18 protein-coding genes are annotated in these 18616 nt (G+C 59.8%); 8 read left to right on the top strand and 10 right to left on the bottom strand.

Going from position 1 to position 18616, the window contains the following annotated elements; genetic code table 11:
- Window positions 1-2 precede the first annotated feature (2 nt).
- On the bottom strand, window positions 3-1655 hold the full coding sequence (locus PRI8871_RS01940; protein ID WP_181389343.1) for a pentapeptide repeat-containing protein: 1653 nt from the start codon (window positions 1653-1655) through the stop codon (window positions 3-5).
- Window positions 1656-1781: 126 nt separating this feature from the next.
- Here PRI8871_RS01940 and ttcA point away from each other — a divergent pair, with 126 nt between their 5' ends.
- From ttcA to PRI8871_RS01900, 8 genes are all read left to right on the top strand, one after another.
- A complete protein-coding gene (ttcA, locus tag PRI8871_RS01935; protein WP_108884490.1) occupies window positions 1782-2648 on the top strand; it encodes a tRNA 2-thiocytidine(32) synthetase TtcA in 867 nt (288 codons plus the stop codon).
- A 197-nt stretch (window positions 2649-2845) separates the two neighbouring features.
- A complete protein-coding gene (locus PRI8871_RS01930) occupies window positions 2846-4249 on the top strand; it encodes a GGDEF domain-containing phosphodiesterase (RefSeq protein WP_181389342.1) in 1404 nt (467 codons plus the stop codon).
- A 112-nt stretch (window positions 4250-4361) separates the two neighbouring features.
- Window positions 4362-6191, top strand: coding sequence for a membrane protein insertase YidC (yidC, locus tag PRI8871_RS01925; RefSeq protein WP_108884488.1), 1830 nt, complete (start codon window positions 4362-4364; stop codon window positions 6189-6191).
- Window positions 6188-6928: an MOSC domain-containing protein gene (locus tag PRI8871_RS01920; RefSeq protein WP_108884487.1), complete on the top strand. Its 741-nt coding sequence runs from the start codon at window positions 6188-6190 to the stop codon at window positions 6926-6928. The genes yidC and PRI8871_RS01920 overlap by 4 nt, the downstream gene beginning before the upstream one ends.
- A 1-nt stretch (window position 6929) precedes the next feature.
- Complete coding sequence (yihA, locus tag PRI8871_RS01915; RefSeq protein ID WP_108884486.1) at window positions 6930-7580, top strand: ribosome biogenesis GTP-binding protein YihA/YsxC; 651 nt, start codon at window positions 6930-6932, stop codon at window positions 7578-7580.
- 76 nt (window positions 7581-7656) lie between these two features.
- On the top strand, window positions 7657-8541 hold the full coding sequence (gene argB / locus PRI8871_RS01910) for an acetylglutamate kinase (protein WP_108885176.1): 885 nt from the start codon (window positions 7657-7659) through the stop codon (window positions 8539-8541).
- 1 nt (window position 8542) lies between these two features.
- A complete protein-coding gene (locus tag PRI8871_RS01905; protein WP_108884485.1) occupies window positions 8543-9169 on the top strand; it encodes a ferredoxin in 627 nt (208 codons plus the stop codon).
- A gap of 3 nt (window positions 9170-9172) precedes the next feature.
- Window positions 9173-9679, top strand: a complete 507-nt coding sequence (locus tag PRI8871_RS01900; RefSeq protein ID WP_245897747.1) for a SixA phosphatase family protein — start codon at window positions 9173-9175, stop codon at window positions 9677-9679.
- Window positions 9680-9710: 31 nt separating this feature from the next.
- On the opposite strand, the gene PRI8871_RS01895 is transcribed toward PRI8871_RS01900, so the two are convergent.
- The 9 genes from PRI8871_RS01895 to PRI8871_RS01855 form a co-directional block, all read right to left on the bottom strand.
- Complete coding sequence (locus tag PRI8871_RS01895; RefSeq protein WP_108884484.1) at window positions 9711-10502, bottom strand: amino acid ABC transporter ATP-binding protein; 792 nt, start codon at window positions 10500-10502, stop codon at window positions 9711-9713.
- A 13-nt stretch (window positions 10503-10515) separates the two neighbouring features.
- Complete coding sequence (locus PRI8871_RS01890; RefSeq protein ID WP_108884483.1) at window positions 10516-11835, bottom strand: amino acid ABC transporter permease; 1320 nt, start codon at window positions 11833-11835, stop codon at window positions 10516-10518.
- A gap of 1 nt (window position 11836) precedes the next feature.
- Window positions 11837-13105 (bottom strand): amino acid ABC transporter permease, encoded by a 1269-nt coding sequence (locus PRI8871_RS01885; protein WP_108884482.1) that lies wholly within the window; start codon window positions 13103-13105, stop codon window positions 11837-11839.
- A 130-nt stretch (window positions 13106-13235) separates the two neighbouring features.
- Window positions 13236-14255, bottom strand: coding sequence for an amino acid ABC transporter substrate-binding protein (locus tag PRI8871_RS01880; protein WP_108884481.1), 1020 nt, complete (start codon window positions 14253-14255; stop codon window positions 13236-13238).
- 181 nt (window positions 14256-14436) lie between these two features.
- Window positions 14437-15153, bottom strand: coding sequence for an ATP12 family chaperone protein (locus PRI8871_RS01875; RefSeq protein ID WP_108884480.1), 717 nt, complete (start codon window positions 15151-15153; stop codon window positions 14437-14439).
- Complete coding sequence (locus PRI8871_RS01870; protein ID WP_108884479.1) at window positions 15150-15827, bottom strand: HAD-IA family hydrolase; 678 nt, start codon at window positions 15825-15827, stop codon at window positions 15150-15152. The genes PRI8871_RS01875 and PRI8871_RS01870 overlap by 4 nt, the downstream gene beginning before the upstream one ends.
- Entirely contained in the window at window positions 15827-16876 is a 1050-nt protein-coding gene (locus PRI8871_RS01865) for an RluA family pseudouridine synthase (RefSeq protein ID WP_108884478.1), read from the bottom strand. Before PRI8871_RS01865 ends, PRI8871_RS01870 begins: the two co-directional genes overlap by 1 nt.
- Window positions 16873-17250, bottom strand: coding sequence for a fluoride efflux transporter CrcB (gene crcB / locus PRI8871_RS01860; protein WP_108884477.1), 378 nt, complete (start codon window positions 17248-17250; stop codon window positions 16873-16875). Before crcB ends, PRI8871_RS01865 begins: the two co-directional genes overlap by 4 nt.
- 52 nt (window positions 17251-17302) lie before the next feature.
- Complete coding sequence (locus PRI8871_RS01855; protein WP_108884476.1) at window positions 17303-18616, bottom strand: replication-associated recombination protein A; 1314 nt, start codon at window positions 18614-18616, stop codon at window positions 17303-17305.

Raw genomic sequence — 18616 nt, 5'->3', positions numbered from 1 at the left:
CGCTATTCGGCCTGATCCTCAAAGGGTTTCACTCGGCGAATGCGCCAGACCGGCCCCAAATCTTCGGGCGCAATTTGCTGGTACGCCGAATCGATCTGCATCACGTCTTGTGCCGTTGCCGGCTCCAACACGTAGCGGTCGGCGCGAAAACTGCCCTTGGCCGTGACATCTGACCATTGTGCAAGCGTATCCGCAGCGAAAACGAACGCTCCGTCAAAATCCACGGAATGCACGGCGGCATCGTTGAAATCGACATTCATCAGCACCGCATCGCGGAAGGTCGCCCCGCCCAGAATCGCCCCGGCGAATGATACGCCCTGCAAGGTCGCGCGGTCGAAATTCGCCGCCAGCGCCTGCACCTGTGCAAATCGCACGTCCTGCAAGAAACCATCGGCAAACGACGCCCCTGCGATCTGAGTGGCTGCGGTCAGTCCAATCTGCGCATAGGGGCCTTTGCCCACCTCGGGCGTCAAAGGCCCGAAATCTGCGCCCCGAATGTAACTGGCGGAAAAGTCGCTGTTTTCCATGGCTGCGCCGCGAAAATCCGTCTCTATCACCTGCGCGCGCGGCATGACCGAATAGGCCAGCCGCCCGCCTTGCAGCGACATGGCAAACAGGCGCGCATCGGGCAGTACCGCAAAGGACAGATCCAGCCCGTAGTACGTCAGGCTTTCCAATTCGCGCAGCCCAGATTGGATCATGACCTCAAGCAATTGTCCGCGCTCCGGGCTGGCGGGCCGGTCGATCAGGTCCGGCAGGCCAGAGGGTTCTACCCAACGGAATGCGGCCTGCGCCCCGTCATAAAAACCGGGCAGATCGGCACGGCGACGCGCGGCGGCTTCGCGCAATTTGCCAGTGTTGTCTTCAGAAAACAGGGTCTGGGCCAGATAGCGATAGGGCTTGGCCCCGCGCGATGCGGCGATGATCCGCAGCCGCAGGGCATGGCCGATATCGGTCTGGGCATCCAGCACCGGGATCAGGCCAGTATCCCCTGTCGCCTCAAGCGCCTCGCCCAGCAGTGCGGCGATGTTGGTGATCTCAACCGCCAATTCAGCGTTCCGCGCGGCCTCGGCCAGTTCGACCTGTTGGCGCAGCAGATCCGTCTGTTCGCTCACCCGCGCGTTCTGTTCGCGCAGCAGGCCGGTTTGTTCGGTCAGCAGGGTGTATTCGGCCTCAATCAACTGGTTTTGCCGGAACAGCAGCGCCGTGCCCGTCAAGGCCGCCATCGCCGCAATCAGCCCTGTCAGCGAGGCGATCAGCCATCGGCGCGTGGACATCCAAGCGTATCGCGCCATTGACATCCGCAGCAACATCCGCGCGGCATCCGTCGCCCCCAACGCATCCCGTTCGGCGGCACTTCGCGCGACATCGGCCAGTGGGCCAGACAGTTCCTCAAGCCGGGCACCAGCAACGCCAAAGGCGCGGGTCATCAGTGGTTTACGGAAGGCGATCAAGATCAGGCCCAGCACCAGAACACAGAAGATCAGCACCAAAAACACAGCGATGATCAGGCCTGCGCTTTCCTCTAGGCCGTAGCCCGAAAAGGCCAGCAGAAACCCGGCGGCGGTGCCAAAGCCAAAAACAATCAGACCCATGAACAAGGGCATGCGCTGCGCAGGCCCCGGCCCTTCTGGCAAATCGCTGTCTTCCAACATGGCGCCCCCGCCCATTAACAATGGGTGAACCGTGCCACAGAACCACCCGCGCGCAAAGCGTCTGCGGCTCTGGATTTCGCCGTGGTCCTGCGCTATCACCCGCAGGCTCAAACAAGGCGGACGCTCATGCTTGACGACCAGGACGACATTCACCCGCTGTTTTACGGCGCCCCCAAAACGACCGAGTTCAAGAAACTGCGCAAGCGGATCGTGGCCAATGTGCGCGATGCGATTGAGCAGTACGGCATGATTGAACGCGGCGCGAAATGGCTTGTCTGCCTGTCGGGCGGCAAGGACAGCTACACGATGCTGGCCATCCTGCATGAGCTGAAATGGCGCGGCCTGCTGCCGGTTGAGTTGCTGGCGTGTAACCTCGATCAAGGCCAGCCGGGGTTTCCGGCGACCGTTCTGCCCGAGTTTCTGGAGCGGATGCAGGTGCCGCACCGTGTCGAATACGAAGACACCTATTCCATCGTTAAGGAAAAAGTGCCCGCTGGCCGGACCTATTGCGCGCTGTGTTCGCGCCTGCGCCGCGGCAATCTGTATCGCATCGCCCGCGAAGAGGGATGCTCGGCCGTGGTGCTGGGCCATCACCGCGATGACATCTTGGAAACCTTCTTTATGAACCTGTTCCACGGCGGACGCCTTGCGACCATGCCACCGAAACTGGTGAATGAAGAGGGCGATTTGTTCGTCTATCGCCCCTTGGCTTTCGTGGCCGAAGTGGATTGCGAAAAGTTCGCCAAATCAATGAATTACCCGATCATCCCTTGTGACCTTTGCGGATCTCAAGACGGATTGCAGCGCCAGCAGGTCAAGCAGATCCTCGATCAGTGGGAACGCAATACGCCCGGACGCCGCAACGTGATGTTCCGGTCGCTGATGAACACGCGACCCAGTCATTTGCTGGACACCGGATTGTTCGACTTCCAGGGCCTGACCCGCGCGACTCCGGCTGAAGACAATTTGAGCGAAATTCCAAAGCTGCGTTAACCGCATCTGCACTTGCATGGGTGCACCTTGCCGCAAGTTGATCTTGCGAATTGGACAATGGCACCATGCACTTGGCACCGGCCAGACTATTTTCGCGCCCAAAGGCTTGGGCACGTGTGGCGATAAGCGGCCCGCAAAAACTGGCATTTTTGCCCGCTTTATCGCTCGGAGCATATTGGCTTGGCGGTGAAGGGTGGTTGATCGCAACCGCCCTGTGCCTGCCCTTGATTGTTGCGCTGAACGGCCACGCTCCGCGCGGCAACAGGCTTGCCAATTTGCCCGCGGATCTGCCTGTCGCGCCGGTTCAGGCCAACGAATTGGCCGGGCGATTGCTGTCGCGCGCCCGCGATGATGGCCTGATAAATGGCTGCCTGATGATCCACATCACCGGTATGGATGGTGCAGATTTGCGGGCCCGGCAACGCGACCTGCGCGAACGATTGGCCCTGCGCGTTCGGTCCGTGGTGCGCCAGTCGGATATGGTGTTCTGGATGGGACAGGATGTCTTGACCGTTCTGCTATCCCCGCAGGCCCGGTTGACATCGGACGCCGCACTATCGCTGTCACGACGGGTTCAAGCCGCGATTGAAGAACCGGTGCTGCTGGATGAATTCAGCCGGTCATTTTCCGGGGCCATCGGGATCGCGCTCAGCACCGAATTGCCGTTGACCGCTGGGGGCGTGGATCTGCTTCATCAGGCCACTAGAAACCAGAAAGAGGCGAGTCGGAATGGCCGGTCCTCGGTTCGGATCGGCATTGCGTCGCACCCGGTACAAATCACGGAAACGACAGAAATTTCCATCACCGAAGCGTCCGATGCCTTGGAAAACGGGCAAATCGTGCCGTGGTTTCAGCCTCAACTCAGCACTGAAACCGGCGATGTCAGCGGGGCTGAGGCATTGGCCCGCTGGGTCCACCCCAAACGCGGCCTAATCGCCCCGTCGCAATTCCTGCCATTGCTTGACATGGGCGGCGCGACCGAACGATTGGGCGAAGTGATCCTGTCGCACAGCCTTGCCGCGATGAACCAATGGTCTGAACAGGGCCTGCTGATTCCTGGCCTGTCGGTGAACATGTCAGACGCGGAATTGCGCAACCCAAAACTGGCCAGCCGCATCTTGTGGGAATTGGACCGCCAAAATATTTCGGCCAACCGATTGCGCATCGAAGTTCTGGAAACCGTGGTTTCGGACGGGTCCAACCCGGCCTGCGCCCGCAATATCAACACCCTGTCCGACGCGGGTTGTCGAATCGACCTCGACGATTTCGGCACCGGCAGCGCCTCTATCGCAGCGCTGCAACGTTTGAACATATCCTGTTTGAAAATCGACCGCAGCTTTGTCTGCCATCTTGATCGTGATGAAAATCAACGCCGTCTGGTTGCCGCGATCCTGAGCATGGCCGAACGGCTGGGGCTGGAAACCGTGGCCGAAGGGGTTGAAAGCGCTGGGGAACACACCCTGCTGGCCCAGCTTGGCTGCCACCACGTTCAAGGCTTCGGGATTGCCCGCCCGATGCCGCCCGATCAGATCCCCGACTGGATTCGTCACCACCAACAAAAGATCGACAGGCCCGTCTGGCCGCGCCGAAACGTCGGATAATCGCGTGGAATCCGCCAGCCAGTGTCGCAATAGGTGGTTTCTGCTTGACCTTTCCGGCTGGTCTCTGTTGAACCCTGCCACATCTAACTGTTGGAAACGCGGCGGGGTCCTCATGGGCGATCAGAACAAGAATCTCATCCTGGCAACGGTGCTAAGCTTTGTTGTCATTCTGGTCTGGTTCCTATTGTTCCCACCACCAGAACAAACAGCACCGGCGCCGGGCGCCGAAGCGGTCGAACTGGCACCCGCCCCGCAGGCCGGTGTTGCCGGTGGCCCGGCGACAACCAATGCCGATCTGGCCAATACCGCCAGCGATGTACAGACCACCATCGAAGCACCGCGCGTGTCGATTGACACACAGCGTCTGGCTGGGTCGATCTCGCTCACCGGCGGCCGCGTCGATGAACTGTTCCTTAAGGACTTCCGCGCCACTCTGGATGAAGGGTCTGACATTGTGCAGATCTTGTTCCCAGTTGGCAGCGAAAGCCCCTACTACGCCTTCTACGGCTGGGCTCCGGGTGCTGGGCTTGGAATTGACGATGTTCCAGGCCCCAACACCGCTTGGCAAGTTGAAGGCAATGCCACGCTAACAGAAATGGCACCGGTCACCCTGCGTTGGGATAGCCCCGCGGGTATGATTTTCCGCCGGACCATGTCGGTTGACGAAGACTTCATGTTCAGCGTCACGCAGACGGTCGAAAACACCAGCGGATCGACCATCGCACTGGCCCCCTATGGTGTCATCGCCCGTCACGGCGAACCCAAAGACGGCAAGAAATTCTTCGTTCTGCACGAGGGTCTTGTTGGCATGGCCGATGGCCAGCTGACCGAAGACGACTATGGCAATATGGCCGACTATTCGATCATCGCATCGGAAGGCGCACATGCTGAGGTCAAGCAAGTCAATGAGGCTGGCTGGATTGGTTTCACCGACCACTACTGGATGTCGACCCTGATCCCGAACACGGGTGAGGCGTTTAAATCGGTCGCCAAATACGACGAAACCCGCGACATCTATCAGGCCGAAACCGTTCTGCCGACGCAAACGCTGGCAGCGGGTCAAACCGCCAGCAGCACAACCCGCCTGTTTGCCGGTGCGAAGGAATGGGAAACCATCCGCGAATACCAGAACGAAGGCGGCGTGGACCGGTTTATCGATAGCATCGACTGGGGCTGGTTCTTCTTCCTGACCAAACCGATCTTTGCGGTTCTGCACTGGCTGAACAAAGCCCTGATTGGTCTGGGTGTTCCCGGCTCCATGGGCTGGTCGATCATCGGCCTGACCCTGCTGATCAAGGCGCTTCTGTTCCCGCTGGCGTATAAATCCTACGTCTCGATGGCGAAGATGAAAGAACTTCAGCCGCAGATGGAAAAGATCAAGGAACGCACAGGCGACGACCGCGCCAAGCTGCAGCAAGAAATGATGGCGCTCTATAAGAAGGAAAAGGTAAACCCGGCCTCTGGCTGTTTGCCGATCATCTTGCAGATCCCGATCTTCTTCTCGCTCTACAAAGTGATCTTCGTCACGATGGAACTGCGCCACGCACCGTGGATTGGCTGGATCCATGACCTGTCGGCACCCGATCCGACCTCGATCCTGAACCTGTTCGGCCTGCTGCCCTATGCCGTGCCTGACCTTGGTCCGCTGCAATTGCTATCGTTGGGTATCATGCCGATCCTGCTGGGTATTTCGATGTACCTTCAGCAGAAACTGAACCCGGCACCCGCCGATCCGACGCAGAAGATGATCTTTGCGTGGATGCCTTGGATCTTCATGTTCATGCTGGGCAGCTTCGCATCGGGTCTGGTTCTATACTGGATCGCGAACAACACGATCACGTTCACCCAGCAATACCTGATCATGCGCAGCCAAGGGTACAAACCCGACGTACTAGGCAACATCTTTGGCGGTAAGAAAGACAAGGCTGCCGCCAAGAAATGACCGCGCAGGTCACTGAAATTTGGCGCCACCCGATCAAAAGCCATGGCCGAGAGGCCATAGATCGGGTGGCGCTAAGCGAAGGACAAACGCTTCCCTATGACCGCCTATGGGCGGTCGCGCATGAAGCCAGCGACGCGGACGGCACCAAATGGGCCACGTGCCACGGGTTTTCCCGTGGATCTCAAGCCCCGGAATTGGCGGCGATCTGGGCCAGCCTTGATGAGGCCAGCGAACGGATCACCCTGACCCACCCCAAACGCTCCCCGCTGACATTCCACCCCGACACCGAAAGCGACAAGCTGATCGACTGGACCCGAGGGTTCATTCCCGAAGGTCGCGCGCAATCGGCCCGAATCGTTCGGGGCCAGACCACCGGATTTCCCGATACCGAAAGCACGATCACCATCGGCAATATGTCTTCGCATCGCGCGGTTGAACAATGGTTCGGACGGCCGCTGTCGATCCATCGCTGGCGCTGCAATATCTGGGTCGATGGTCTGGCCCCATGGGAAGAATTCGACTGGATGGACCGTGATATTCAGATCGGCAGCGCCGTCCTGCGCGTGGTGGAACGAACCGATCGATGCCTGCACACCGCCGCGAACCCCGAAACGGGACGCCGCGATGTGGATACGCTGGCCCTTTTGGACCACTGGAACCACCGAGATTTCACTGTTCGCGCGCAGGTCGTGACGGCAGGGGTTGTTGCCAAGGGCGACACCGTGCAAAGAGTGTGACATGGAACTGTCTTTTCCCTTGGCCGAAGAGCCTGATGATCAATCGCGTGAGACCGGTCGCATTCTGCTGACCGGCCAAGTCGAATTCTTGAAAGGCGTCGTCGCGATGGACGGCCTGCCCCCCGACGACCGGATGGAGGTTTGCTTTGCCGGTCGATCGAACGTGGGCAAGTCCAGCCTGATCAACGCTCTGACCGGGCGCAAAGCGCTGGCGCGCGCGTCGAATACGCCGGGGCGGACGCAGGAAATCAACTATTTCACCGTCTCGGACAGCCATTATCTGGTCGACCTGCCCGGCTATGGCTTTGCCAATGCGCCGGTTCCGGTGGTCGAAAAATGGCAGCGCCTGCTGAAACAGTACCTGTCGGGCCGCGCCACATTGCGCCGTGCCTTTGTTCTGATCGACCACCGCCACGGCATCAAGGCCGTCGATGATGAGATCATGACCGTGCTGGATAAAAGCGCGGTGACGTTTCAGGTGGTGCTGACCAAGGAAGACAAGGTCAAAGCCAAGGATCGCCCGGTGATTCTGGAACAGGTGCGCAAAGCCCTGTCCAAGCATCCCGCCGCCTATCCTGAGCTGATTATCACCAGTTCCGAAAAGGGCGACGGCATCCCGACGCTTCGGTCGATCATCGCCAACCTCGAATAGCGCTCTTGCGAGTCGCGGCTGAGTTTCGGATAACGCTAAAGACACACAACGCCGGAACCTCAGGATGAAAAAGCGCATGAACCAGGATTGGATCGCCACAGCCCGCACCTTGTCGGAAGCCCTGCCCTATATGCAGCGGTACTCTGGCGCGGTGGTCGTGGTGAAGTTTGGCGGCAACGCGATGGGCGATGATGAGGCCATGGCCGAGTTTGCCCGCGACATCGTTCTGATGCGCCAAGTGGGCATCAACCCCGTTGTGGTTCACGGCGGCGGCCCGATGATCAACGATCTGCTGGGGCGGCTAGGAATCGAATCGAAGTTCGTGCGCGGCAAGCGCGTGACCGACAAAGCCACCGTCGAAGTGGTCGAAATGGTTCTGACCGGCCTTGTGAACAAGCGCATCGTTCAGGCCATCATGGATGAAGGTGGCCGCGCGGTTGGCCTGTCCGGCAAAGATGACGACCTGATGGTGTGTGAGGCGGACGACCCGGAACTGGGCTTTGTTGGCCGCCCGATCGAAATGAACGTGCAGGTGCTGCGCGATCTGTTCACCGCTGGCATCATTCCCGTCGTGGCCCCGGTGGCGACTGGCATGGACCCGCTGGAAACCTTCAACGTCAATGGTGACACCGCCGCCGGTGCGATTGCTGGCGCGTTGAAGGCCGACCGGTTGTTGCTGCTGACCGACGTGTCGGGCGTCAAAAACAAAGACGGCGACGTGATGACCCAGATCACCGCCGACGAAGTGCGCGCCTTCATCGAAGACGGCACCATTGCGGGCGGCATGATCCCGAAAACGGAAACTGCGCTGAAGGCCATCGAAGAGGGCGTGCGGGCTGTGGTCATTCTGGATGGCCGCGTCAGCAACGCGGTTCTGCTGGAGCTGTTCACCGAACACGGTGCCGGGTCGCTGATCCGCGACGCCGATCTTGCGCCGCTGGCCAAGAACGTCCGCCGCTAAGATGCCCTTGGCCCGGTATGAGGCCGAGGCCCGCGAAAGCGGCCTGACCATTCAAGGCGCCCTGCCCCATGCGGACGGGGCGCTTTTGCTTTTGGGGCCGGATGAGCCGGGCTTTTGGCCCCAGTTTACCGCCGCGCCGGAGTATGATGACGGTGCCCCTGACCCGCTGGACCGTTGGTCGAAACGGGTGATCGGGGCCTTGGCGCAAGGATGGCAAGGCCAAGCCTTCTTCCCTTCAGATGGGCCGCCTTTCGCGCCATTTTATCAATGGGCGCTGGATTCAGGGCGTGCATGGCCATCTCCGGTCAATCTGTTGGTGCATGACACTGCCGGGCTTTGGATCAGTTATCGCGGTGTGGTCATCGTTCCGGGTTTGGCCATCCCGGCATTGCAGGCCGCTTTCCCATGCGTCACATGCGCCCGCCAGCCCTGCAAATCGGCCTGCCCGGTTGGCGCGCTGACCCCTTCGGGCTATGACGTGCCTCGCTGCAAAGAGCATCTGCGCAGCGCCGCGGGGGCGGACTGTATGCGCGGCTGCGTCGTTCGACGCGCCTGCCCCGTGTCGGCCCGCTTTCCGCGTCTGCCCGAGCAATCGGCATTTCATCTGCGTGCATTTTTGACGGAGTAACCCATGCGGCTTATTGCGATGCGCCATGCCAAATCTGACTGGTCTGCGGAAACCGGCTCTGACCACGCGCGGCCCTTGAATGACCGCGGTGTCAAAAGCGCGAAGGCCATGGGCGACTGGCTGCGGGCGCATGGCTATCTGCCGGATCTGGTGCTGTGTTCGACCGCGACCCGAACCCGCCAGACGCTTGATTTTCTGGCGCTAGAGGCGCCGGTCCAGTTTGAAGACAGTCTTTACCATGCCAGCGCCTGCACCATGCTGGATAGCGTTGAGGGGGCGACCGGCGACACGGTTCTGCTCATTGGCCACAATCCCGGCATGGCCGAGTTTGCCCGCAAGATGGTGCGCACGCCCCCGGCGCATCCTCGCTTTCATGATTACCCCACCTGCGCAACGCTTGTGATGGAGATCACCGCGCCCGATTGGGCCAGCGTCGATTTCGGGATGGGCGAGGTGCTGGATTTTGCCATTCCCCGCGAAGTGATCGCCCAAACAGAAAAGGCGGGGTAAACACCCCGCCTTTCAATCTTATCGCCTGGGATCAGTGCCCCAAAATCTGACTGAGGAACAGTTTTGTCCGTTCGTTCTGAGGGTTATTGAAGAACTCTTCGGGTTCGTTCTGTTCCACGATCTGGCCCTGATCCATAAAGATCACGCGGTTCGCCACCTGACGGGCAAAGCCCATTTCGTGCGTGACGCACAGCATGGTCATGCCCTCTTCGGCCAGTTCCACCATGGTATCCAGAACCTCTTTGATCATCTCAGGGTCAAGCGCCGAAGTCGGTTCATCGAACAGCATGATGCGCGGACGCATGCAGAGCGAACGGGCAATCGCCACACGCTGCTGCTGACCACCTGAAAGCTGGCCGGGGTATTTGTTGGCCTGATCGGGGATCTTCACCTTTTCAAGGAAGTGCATCGCCGTTTCCACGGCCTCTTTCTTGGGGATCTTGCGAACCCAGATCGGGGCCAGCGTGCAGTTTTCCAGAATGGTCAGGTGCGGGAACAGGTTGAAGTGCTGGAAGCACATGCCAACTTCGGACCGGATCTTGTCGATGTTCTTCAGATCCGACGACAGCACGGTGCCATCCACGGTGATCTTGCCCTTCTGGTGTTCTTCCAGCGCGTTGATGCGGCGGATCAGGGTCGATTTGCCCGAACCCGACGGACCCGCGATAACGATACGTTCACCACGGTAAACGGTCAGGTCGATATCGCGCAGCACATGGAAGGTGCCGTACCATTTGTTCATCTTATCGATGGTAATGGCGATCTCATTGCTGACCTGCATTTGGCTGCGGTCAACTTCGCGGTCAATGGATAGTTCTGACATTTGAGTGACCTCCTTAGCGATGGTCAGTCCGGAGACGTTTCTCCAGGGACATTGAGTAGCGGGACATGCCGAAGCAGACGATGAAGAACAGCACCGCGATATAGGCGAACAGTTCCCAATAGATGCCGTTCCAAGCGGCGTCCGCGCGGATTGCGTTGCTGAGACCCAGCGGATCAAGCAGGCCGATGATCGACACCAGCGTCGTGTCTTTGAACACGCCGATGAAGGTCGACACGATACCCGGGATCGAGATCTTGAGGGCCTGCGGCATGATGATCAGGCGCTGCGACTGCCAGTAGTTCAGGCCAAGCGAATCTGCGCCTTCGTACTGGCCTTTCGGCAGAGCGGCCAAGCCGCCGCGGATCACTTCGGCCATATAGGCCGCAGCGAACAGCGTCACCATGATGATAACCCGCAAGATGATGTCGAAGTTGGTCCCCGGCGGCATGAAGATGTTCAGCAGGGTCGAGGCCACGAACAGCAGCGTGATCAGCGGAACGCCCCGGATAAACTCGATGAAGCCAACGCAAAGGGCGCGCAGGATCAACAGGTCAGACCGGCGGCCAAGGGCCAAGAAGATGCCGATGGGAAGCGAACAGCCAATGGCCACAACACCGATCAGCGTCGACAGCATGAAGCCCCCGAACTGACGGCTTTCAACCGATTGCAATGCCAGCGGCAGGACCGAGGCAAGCGCGCTGGCCACGGCACCGGACAGGAACAGCCACCACACGATTGGCACCAGAACACCGGCGATGATCGCGCCAAGCGAGCCGATTTTCGTGCTCAGGATCGTGTAGGCCATATAGCCAAGGCCGAAGCCCGCCATAACCATCAGCGGTGCCCAGATGGTTCCGCCCCACAGAAGCCACGGCATCACGAAGGGATAGAGCGCCGTCACGATCAGCAGCTTGCTAGGCACTTTTTCCGCATAAAGGACAGGTGCCAAAGCCACCAACAGCAGGCCCAGTGCCACAATCGGGCGCCAGTACAGCTCGGGCGGGTAGAAGCCGAACAGCAGCTGCAACCAGCGTTCCTTGATAACGCCCCAGCAAGCATGGCCATGGGTATCGCCCCAAGTGGCCACCATCACTTCACGGCATTCGCTGAGCGAATTGGCGTTCCAGACTGATTGAAAGACCCAAGGGATCACACCGGACAGAACATAAAAGATAAAGGCCAGCGAGATAACGGTCAGGACCGAGTTGAACCAGCTGGAGAACAGGTTGGCCCGCGCCCAGCCGATAAACCCAACCGCAGAGGCAGGCGGCGGCTGTTGGGGCAGTATAGTGTCACGCACGTAGCGGACAGATTGTGCATTTGTGTCGCTCATATCACCGCTCCACCAGTTTCACGCGTTCGTTGTACCAGTTCATCACGAGCGAGATGCTCAGGCTGATAACAAGGTAAACCAGCATCAACATCAGAACCGATTCCAGCTCGCGGCCGGTCTGGTTCATCGTGATGCCGCCAAGGGTGCCGGTGATGTCCATGTAGCCCACGGCAATCGCCAGCGACGAGTTCTTGGTAAGGTTCAGATATTGCGAAATCAGCGGCGGGATGATGACCCGCATCGCCTGCGGCAGGATCACAAGGCGCATGGTCCGGCTGGGACGAAGGCCAAGGGCCGATGCGGCCTCGGTCTGGCCTTTCGAGATGGCCAGAATGCCGCCGCGCACGATTTCAGCGATAAAGGCGGCGGTGTACATCGACAGGGCCAGCCACAGCGCAATCAACGAGTTGCGCATATAGGTGCCACCGCTGAAGTTGAAGCCCTTCAGTTCCGGGTAACCAAGGTGGAAGCCCAGCACGGTCAGCAGGATCAGCATGGGCACGACCAGAATGGCCAAGGTGTAGTGCCAAGTGGTCGGGCGCAGGCCGGTTGCCTCTTGCTTGGCGTGGGCCCATTTGCCCAAGCGGCGCACAGCATAGATTGAGCCGAACAGAACGGCCAGAAGGGCCAACAGATCCAGCGACAGATCAAAGCGCAGGCTTGAATCCCCGAAGAAATGGATGTTTCCAAAGCTGCGCGAAAACAGTGCCTCGGGGATGTAGAAGCCCCGGTTGGTGATCGCGACGCTGTCAAACAGCATCATGCTGGCCTCAGGGTTTTCACCGCGGAAGTCGCGCGGGCTTGGCAGCGATTCGATCAAGACCGCCATGGCCAACACGATCCAAAGCAGAACCGGCACGTTGCGGAACATCTCGACGTAAACCGTCATGATGCGGGCCACCAGCCAGTTGGAGCTAAGCCGAAGAACACCGATGACGACGCCAAGGACGGTTGCCATGGCGCATCCCAGAACCGCGATCAGCAGCGTGTTCAGAAGTCCGATGAAAGAAGCACGTAAATGCGTGTCGCGGCTCATATAATCCACGAGACGCTGGTTGATGTCATAACCGGCAGGCTCTGACAGAAAACCGAAATCAATTTCTTTGCCGAGTGCGTTGAGGTTCGAGATCGTGTTGTCGATCAAGAACAGGGCACCCAGCAAAGCCCCGATCAGCGCAACGATTTGGATCGTCATCGACCGATAGCGGGTGTCGTAAATCAGCATTGAAAGCCGGAACGAGTCCGGCAGCGGATCGCTTTGACTAGACATTTTGGTATCCCTGAATTTCGGACCGCTTGCATTGGCAGGGTGTGCCCTGCTCCTGTTGGTCCGAATGCGGTTGTTGTCCTGCCCCACGCAGGAAAAAGGGCGCGGTCATGCCGCGCCCTTTCTTAGGCGATTAGCGGAACGGCGGCGTGTACAGCAGGCCACCATCCGTCCACTGAGCGTTCAGGCCACGGGCCAGACCGATCGGGGTGTTTTCACCAATGTTCTTTTCGAACAGTTCACCGTAGTTGCCGCCCGCCATGATGGCGCGCTTGGCCCACTCAGCGTCCAGGCCGAGCATTTCGCCCAGGTTGCCTTCGGTGCCGAGGATACGGTTGATTTCCGGGTTGTTGGTCGGAGCAGCCGACAGCTCGGCGATGTTTGCCGAGGTGATGCCGTATTCTTCTGCTGCGATCAGCGCGTTCAGCGTCCAGCGAGCGATATCACCCCAGTCGTTGTCGCCGTGGCGAACAAGCGGGCCCAGCGGCTCTTTGGAGATGATTTCCGGCAGAACGACGTGCGCGGTCGGATCTTCGAACGAGGCGCGGGTCGCGGCCAGGCCCGATGCGTCCGTGGTGTACACGTCGCAAGCACCTGCCAGGTACTGCTGCTGCGCTTCGGCGTTGGTTTCGATCGGAACCGGCTCATAGCTGATGTTGTTGGCGCGGAAGAAATCGGCCAGGTTCAGCTCGGTCGTGGTGCCGGTTTGGATACAAACGGTGGCGCCGTCCAGTTCTTTGGCCGACGAAACACCCAGTTCCTTCGGAACCATGAAGCCCTGACCGTCGTAGTAGTTCACGCCGACGAATTCGAACTTCAGGTCGACATCGCGCGAGAAGGTCCAGGTGGTGTTACGTGCCAGCAGGTCGATTTCACCCGAAGCAAGTGCAGTGAAGCGGGTTTTACCGGTGGTCGGAACGAATTCCACCGCGGTCGGATCACCCAGAACAGCAGCAGCAACGGCACGGCAGACGCCTACGTCAAAGCCTTCCCATTCGCCATTTGCGTTCGGAGCAGCAAAACCGACCAGACCCGTGGTCACACCACAGTTCAGCTTGCCACGTGCTTTGACATCGTCAACCGTGGCAGCCGAAGCAGCACCAGCAGCCAAGCCAGCAACTGTGAGCGCGCCAAGAATTACGGTTTTCTTCATTTTTACCTCTTCCTGTTTTTGTCACCCGATTCATGCGGGTGCTTTTGACCTTACCCTTGGGGTAAGGGATGAAGTCCGACAGTTTTTGACTGACGGGTAAAACAAGTTTGTGTGGATTTCGCCAAAAAGGTCAACCCAAACCGCTTATAAAATGATCGGATCGGACCTAGTTGACGATGCGTCAGGCTACAGGCCTGCTCAGACGATAAAACCGGTGCGCGTGCAGAAACTCAGATTTCTTGCGAGTGGCGACTTCGGTGGCCTCTTCGTCTTCACCCCATTGTTCTTCTTGGAAAATCTCGTCCAAACGGGACCAATTCCAGATATCTTCGGCGGCGTGATCGTCGTGAAGGGCGGCCAATCCAAGCACCAAAGATCCGCTCATCGAGACCAAATCGTGGAATGCGGCCATGGCAAAAGGATCAAGTTGATGCACTTCAGCACGCAGAGTTGCCAAAGTTTCAGGCGTTTGCGGAGCGTGCATGACCCCTGCCCGAGGCAACAACCGCACGCCGTACCGCGACTCGGCCCAGTCGATCAGCGGGTTCCATGTGTCGTTCTGGCGGTCCACCAAAGACTGCGGCGTCTCGGCGCGGTAGCACAGCAGATCGCTGTCGCCATAATCGGCCAGCATATCGGCGACTTCGGCATGTTGGTGGCGCACCTTGTCAATCGCGGCGTTGGCCGACCGGGTGCAAGGCATGGTGTTGGGATCGATATGTTCGGCCTGCGCGTCCCATTCGGCGGCGATGGATTCGGCAAGCGCACGGGTCGGCACGGACAGCGGCGCTTTGGCCGGGGTCTTGATGCCGCGCCCATCCAGTTTGACAGCATACCCGCCATCGGCCTCTTCCACTACGACGGTTTTCCAAAACCGTTTGAGTGCCCATTCGCTCATGCCATTTGTCCCCAGATCTGATCAAGAAGCCCCGGCAGCAGCCGGATATCATCCAGCACAATATGGGCTTCGGTCAATTTTTCGCGGCTGTGATAGCCCCAGCTGACGCCAATGGCCAGCATCCCGGCAGCCCGTGCCATTTCCATGTCGTAGCTTGTGTCGCCGATCATCACGGCCTGATGCGCCTCAACCCCGGTTTCCGATGCCGCAGCCATCAACATCGACGGATGCGGTTTGGACGGGTGATCATCGGCCACCTGCTGCGTGATGAAGAATTGGCGCAGGTCATGCCCGTCCAGCAATTTATCCAAGCCGCGCCGGGATTTGCCCGTGGCCACACCCATCAAAACGTTGTCCTGTGCGTGCAGCGCCTGCAAAACCGATCGCACATGCGGATAGAGCGGCGATGACGCCTCGGTGCCTTTTTCGGACCGGTTGCGCATATAGGCGGCCTTGTAGCCTTCAACCAAAGCCTCGGGTTGGCCGGGGCGGGCGTTGGGTGCAAGCTGCGCAATGGCGCGGTCCAGCGACAGACCAACGATGCCAAGGATCGCCTCGCGCTTGGGGGCCTTTAGCCCCAGCCCCTGAAAGGCTTCGGTCATCGAATCCACGATGTCGTTTTGGCTGTCGACCAAGGTTCCGTCGACATCGAACATCACCAACCGCAGCACCATCAAAGCGACTCGAACGGATCTTCTGCGGCCAGATCTTCGGACCAGCCGAAGGTGTCCCAGCTATGCGCCATGTGTTCGGGCAGCGGCGCGCGGACAGTCACAGTTTTATGGGTCACCGGGTGCTCAAAGCTCATGGAGCGGGCGTGCAGGTGCAGCTTTTTCGAGATGATGCCGCCCAGTTGTGCGCCCCATCCGTCGCCCATGTTTTCCTGACTGGACCCGCCGTATTTGCCATCGCCAATGATCGGATGGCCAATTTCGGCCATATGAGCCCGCAGCTGGTGCGTGCGGCCCGTCAGCGGCTCCATCGCGACCCAAGCGGCCCGTCCAGCCACCCGATACAGTGTAGCATACAGTGTATGTGCCCGTTTCGCGCCCGGTGTCCGGTCCATTTCGCGGGGGTGGACGCAGATCATTTTCTCGCCCTCGCCCTGACGGCCATGCCCCGGCGCCTTGACCAGACCATAGCGGATTTCGCCAAGGTATGGCGTCGGCACACCGGCGACCAGCGACCAGTAAATTTTGCGCGTGTTGCGGTGGCGGATCGCTTCGGTCAGGGCCTTGGCGATTTCGCGCGACCGCGCCAGCAACAGAACGCCCGATGTGTCCTTATCCAGCCGGTGCACAAGGCGCGGCTTCTCATCCAACCCGAATTTCAGCGCTTCGGCCAAACCATCGACATGGCGCAACTGCTTGGAGCCGCCCTGCGTCGGCAGCCCCGGCGGCTTATTCAGCGCGATGATATGATCGTCGCGGTAGATCACGCAGGACTGGATCAGTTTGGCATCGGCATCCGACACACGCGGCTTGGGCGCGGGCTGGCTCGCCTGAACCTCGCTTGCTTCAGGCAAGGGGGGAATGCGGATGGTCTGGCCCACCTCGATCCGGGTCGAGGCCTTAGCCCGTGCGCCGTCGATGCGGATTTCGCCTTTACGGCACATCTTTTCGATGCGCCCCTGCGCCACATGCGGGAAATGACGCTTGAACCAACGGTCCAAACGCTGATCGCCATCACCGGGGCCGACCGTGACCTGTTGAACGCCGCTCATTGGGTGAAACTCCGGGCTAGAAGAAGCCCCGCAAACAGCGCGGCCAAGGAAAATACGACAGATGCGCCAACATAGCTGGCTGCAAGGCCCGTCTGGCCCCGCTCATATAATGTGACGGCATCCAGCGAAAACGCCGAGAAGGTGGTGAACCCGCCAAGGATCCCCGTCATCAACAACGGCGCATATCGGTTCCCCGAGAGATGCGCCAGCACCACAACCACAACGCCCATCACGAAAGAGCCGACGATATTCACCGTCAGCGTCCCCCAAGGAAAGCCATGGCCCAGCGTGCGGCCAGCCCAAAGCCCCGTCAAATACCGGCCCGACGCGCCGATTGCGCCGCCCAAGGCGACCTGTAGAAGTGGTGTCATCATAGGCGTTCTGTGTGGCCACAGCGCGGATTTGTCAAGGAACGGGCCGGTTGGCCTAACCACCGCGTTTGGTGCGCAGCTTGTCGAAATAGGCCACGCGCTTGGCCAGATCCCGTTCAAAGCCCCGCTCAACCGGATCATAGAACCGTGTCCGGTCCATCCCGTCGGGGAAATAGTTCTGTCCAGAAAACCCGTCCTCGGCGTCATGGTCATAGGCATAGCCCGCGCCATAGCCCTGATCCTCCATCAACGATGTCGGCGCGTTCAGGATGTGCTTGGGCGGCGGCGTTGACCCGGTTTTGCGGGCCGCGTTTCGGGCGGCCTTGTAGGCCACGTAAACCGCGTTCGACTTCGGGGCCAGCGCCAGATAAACCACCGCTTGGGCCAAGGCCAATTCGCCCTCGGGCGATCCCAGCCGTTCGTAGGTTTCCCAACCCTGAAGGCAGACCGATTGCGCCTGCGGATCGGCAAGGCCGATGTCTTCGACCGCCATGCGTGTCAGGCGACGGCCCAGAAAACGCGGGTCTTCGCCAGCCTCTATCATACGGGCGAACCAATACAGCGCCGCGTCCGGGTCAGACCCGCGCACCGATTTATGCAGGGCCGATATCAGGTTGTAATGCCCGTCGCCGGATTTGTCGTATTGCGCGGCCCGGCGCATCAGCCGTTTGGTCAGCGCGTCCGTGTCCAGCGGCGCTTCAACCCGCCAACTGCCAACCTGTTCCACAAGGTTCAGCAAGGCCCGGCCATCGCCATCGGCCATTTCCAGCAAGGCCGCACGCGCGGCATCGGTCAGCGGCAAGGTTCGGCCAAGTTCGGCCTCAGCCCGCGCGACCAACTGGCCGAGATCATCCTTCGACAGACGTTCCAACACCAAAACCTGCGCCCGGCTGAGCACAGCGGCGTTCAGCTCAAACGACGGGTTTTCCGTGGTCGCCCCGACCAGAAGGATGGTCCCGTCCTCCATATGCGGCAGGAACCCGTCTTGTTGCGCTTTGTTGAAACGGTGGATTTCGTCCACGAACAGCAACGTCCCCTGCCCGTTCGCCCGGCGATGCTTGGCCGCCTCAAACACTTTGCGCAAGTCAGGAACGCCGGTGAAAATCGCGCTGATCTGCACGAAATGCAGGTCGGTTTCATGTGCCAGAAGCCGCGCGATTGTGGTCTTACCCACACCGGGCGGCCCCCAGAAAATCAGCGAGGACAGCGCGTTATTGGCCAGCATCGTGCCAAGCGGCGCATCTGGGCCAAGAACATGCTGTTGGCCGATCACCTCTGCCAGGGTCTTGGGGCGCAGCCGGTCAGCCAAGGGCCGCGGGCCAGTGGCCCCAACCATCGCGGTTTCAGGTGCGCCGAACAGATCCGCCAT

This window comes from Pseudoprimorskyibacter insulae (assembly GCF_900302505.1).
GTDB classification, from domain to species: domain Bacteria; phylum Pseudomonadota; class Alphaproteobacteria; order Rhodobacterales; family Rhodobacteraceae; genus Pseudoprimorskyibacter; species Pseudoprimorskyibacter insulae.
Note: the sequence above shows the minus strand (reverse complement) of the source record. Positions and strands in the feature narration are given on the sequence as shown.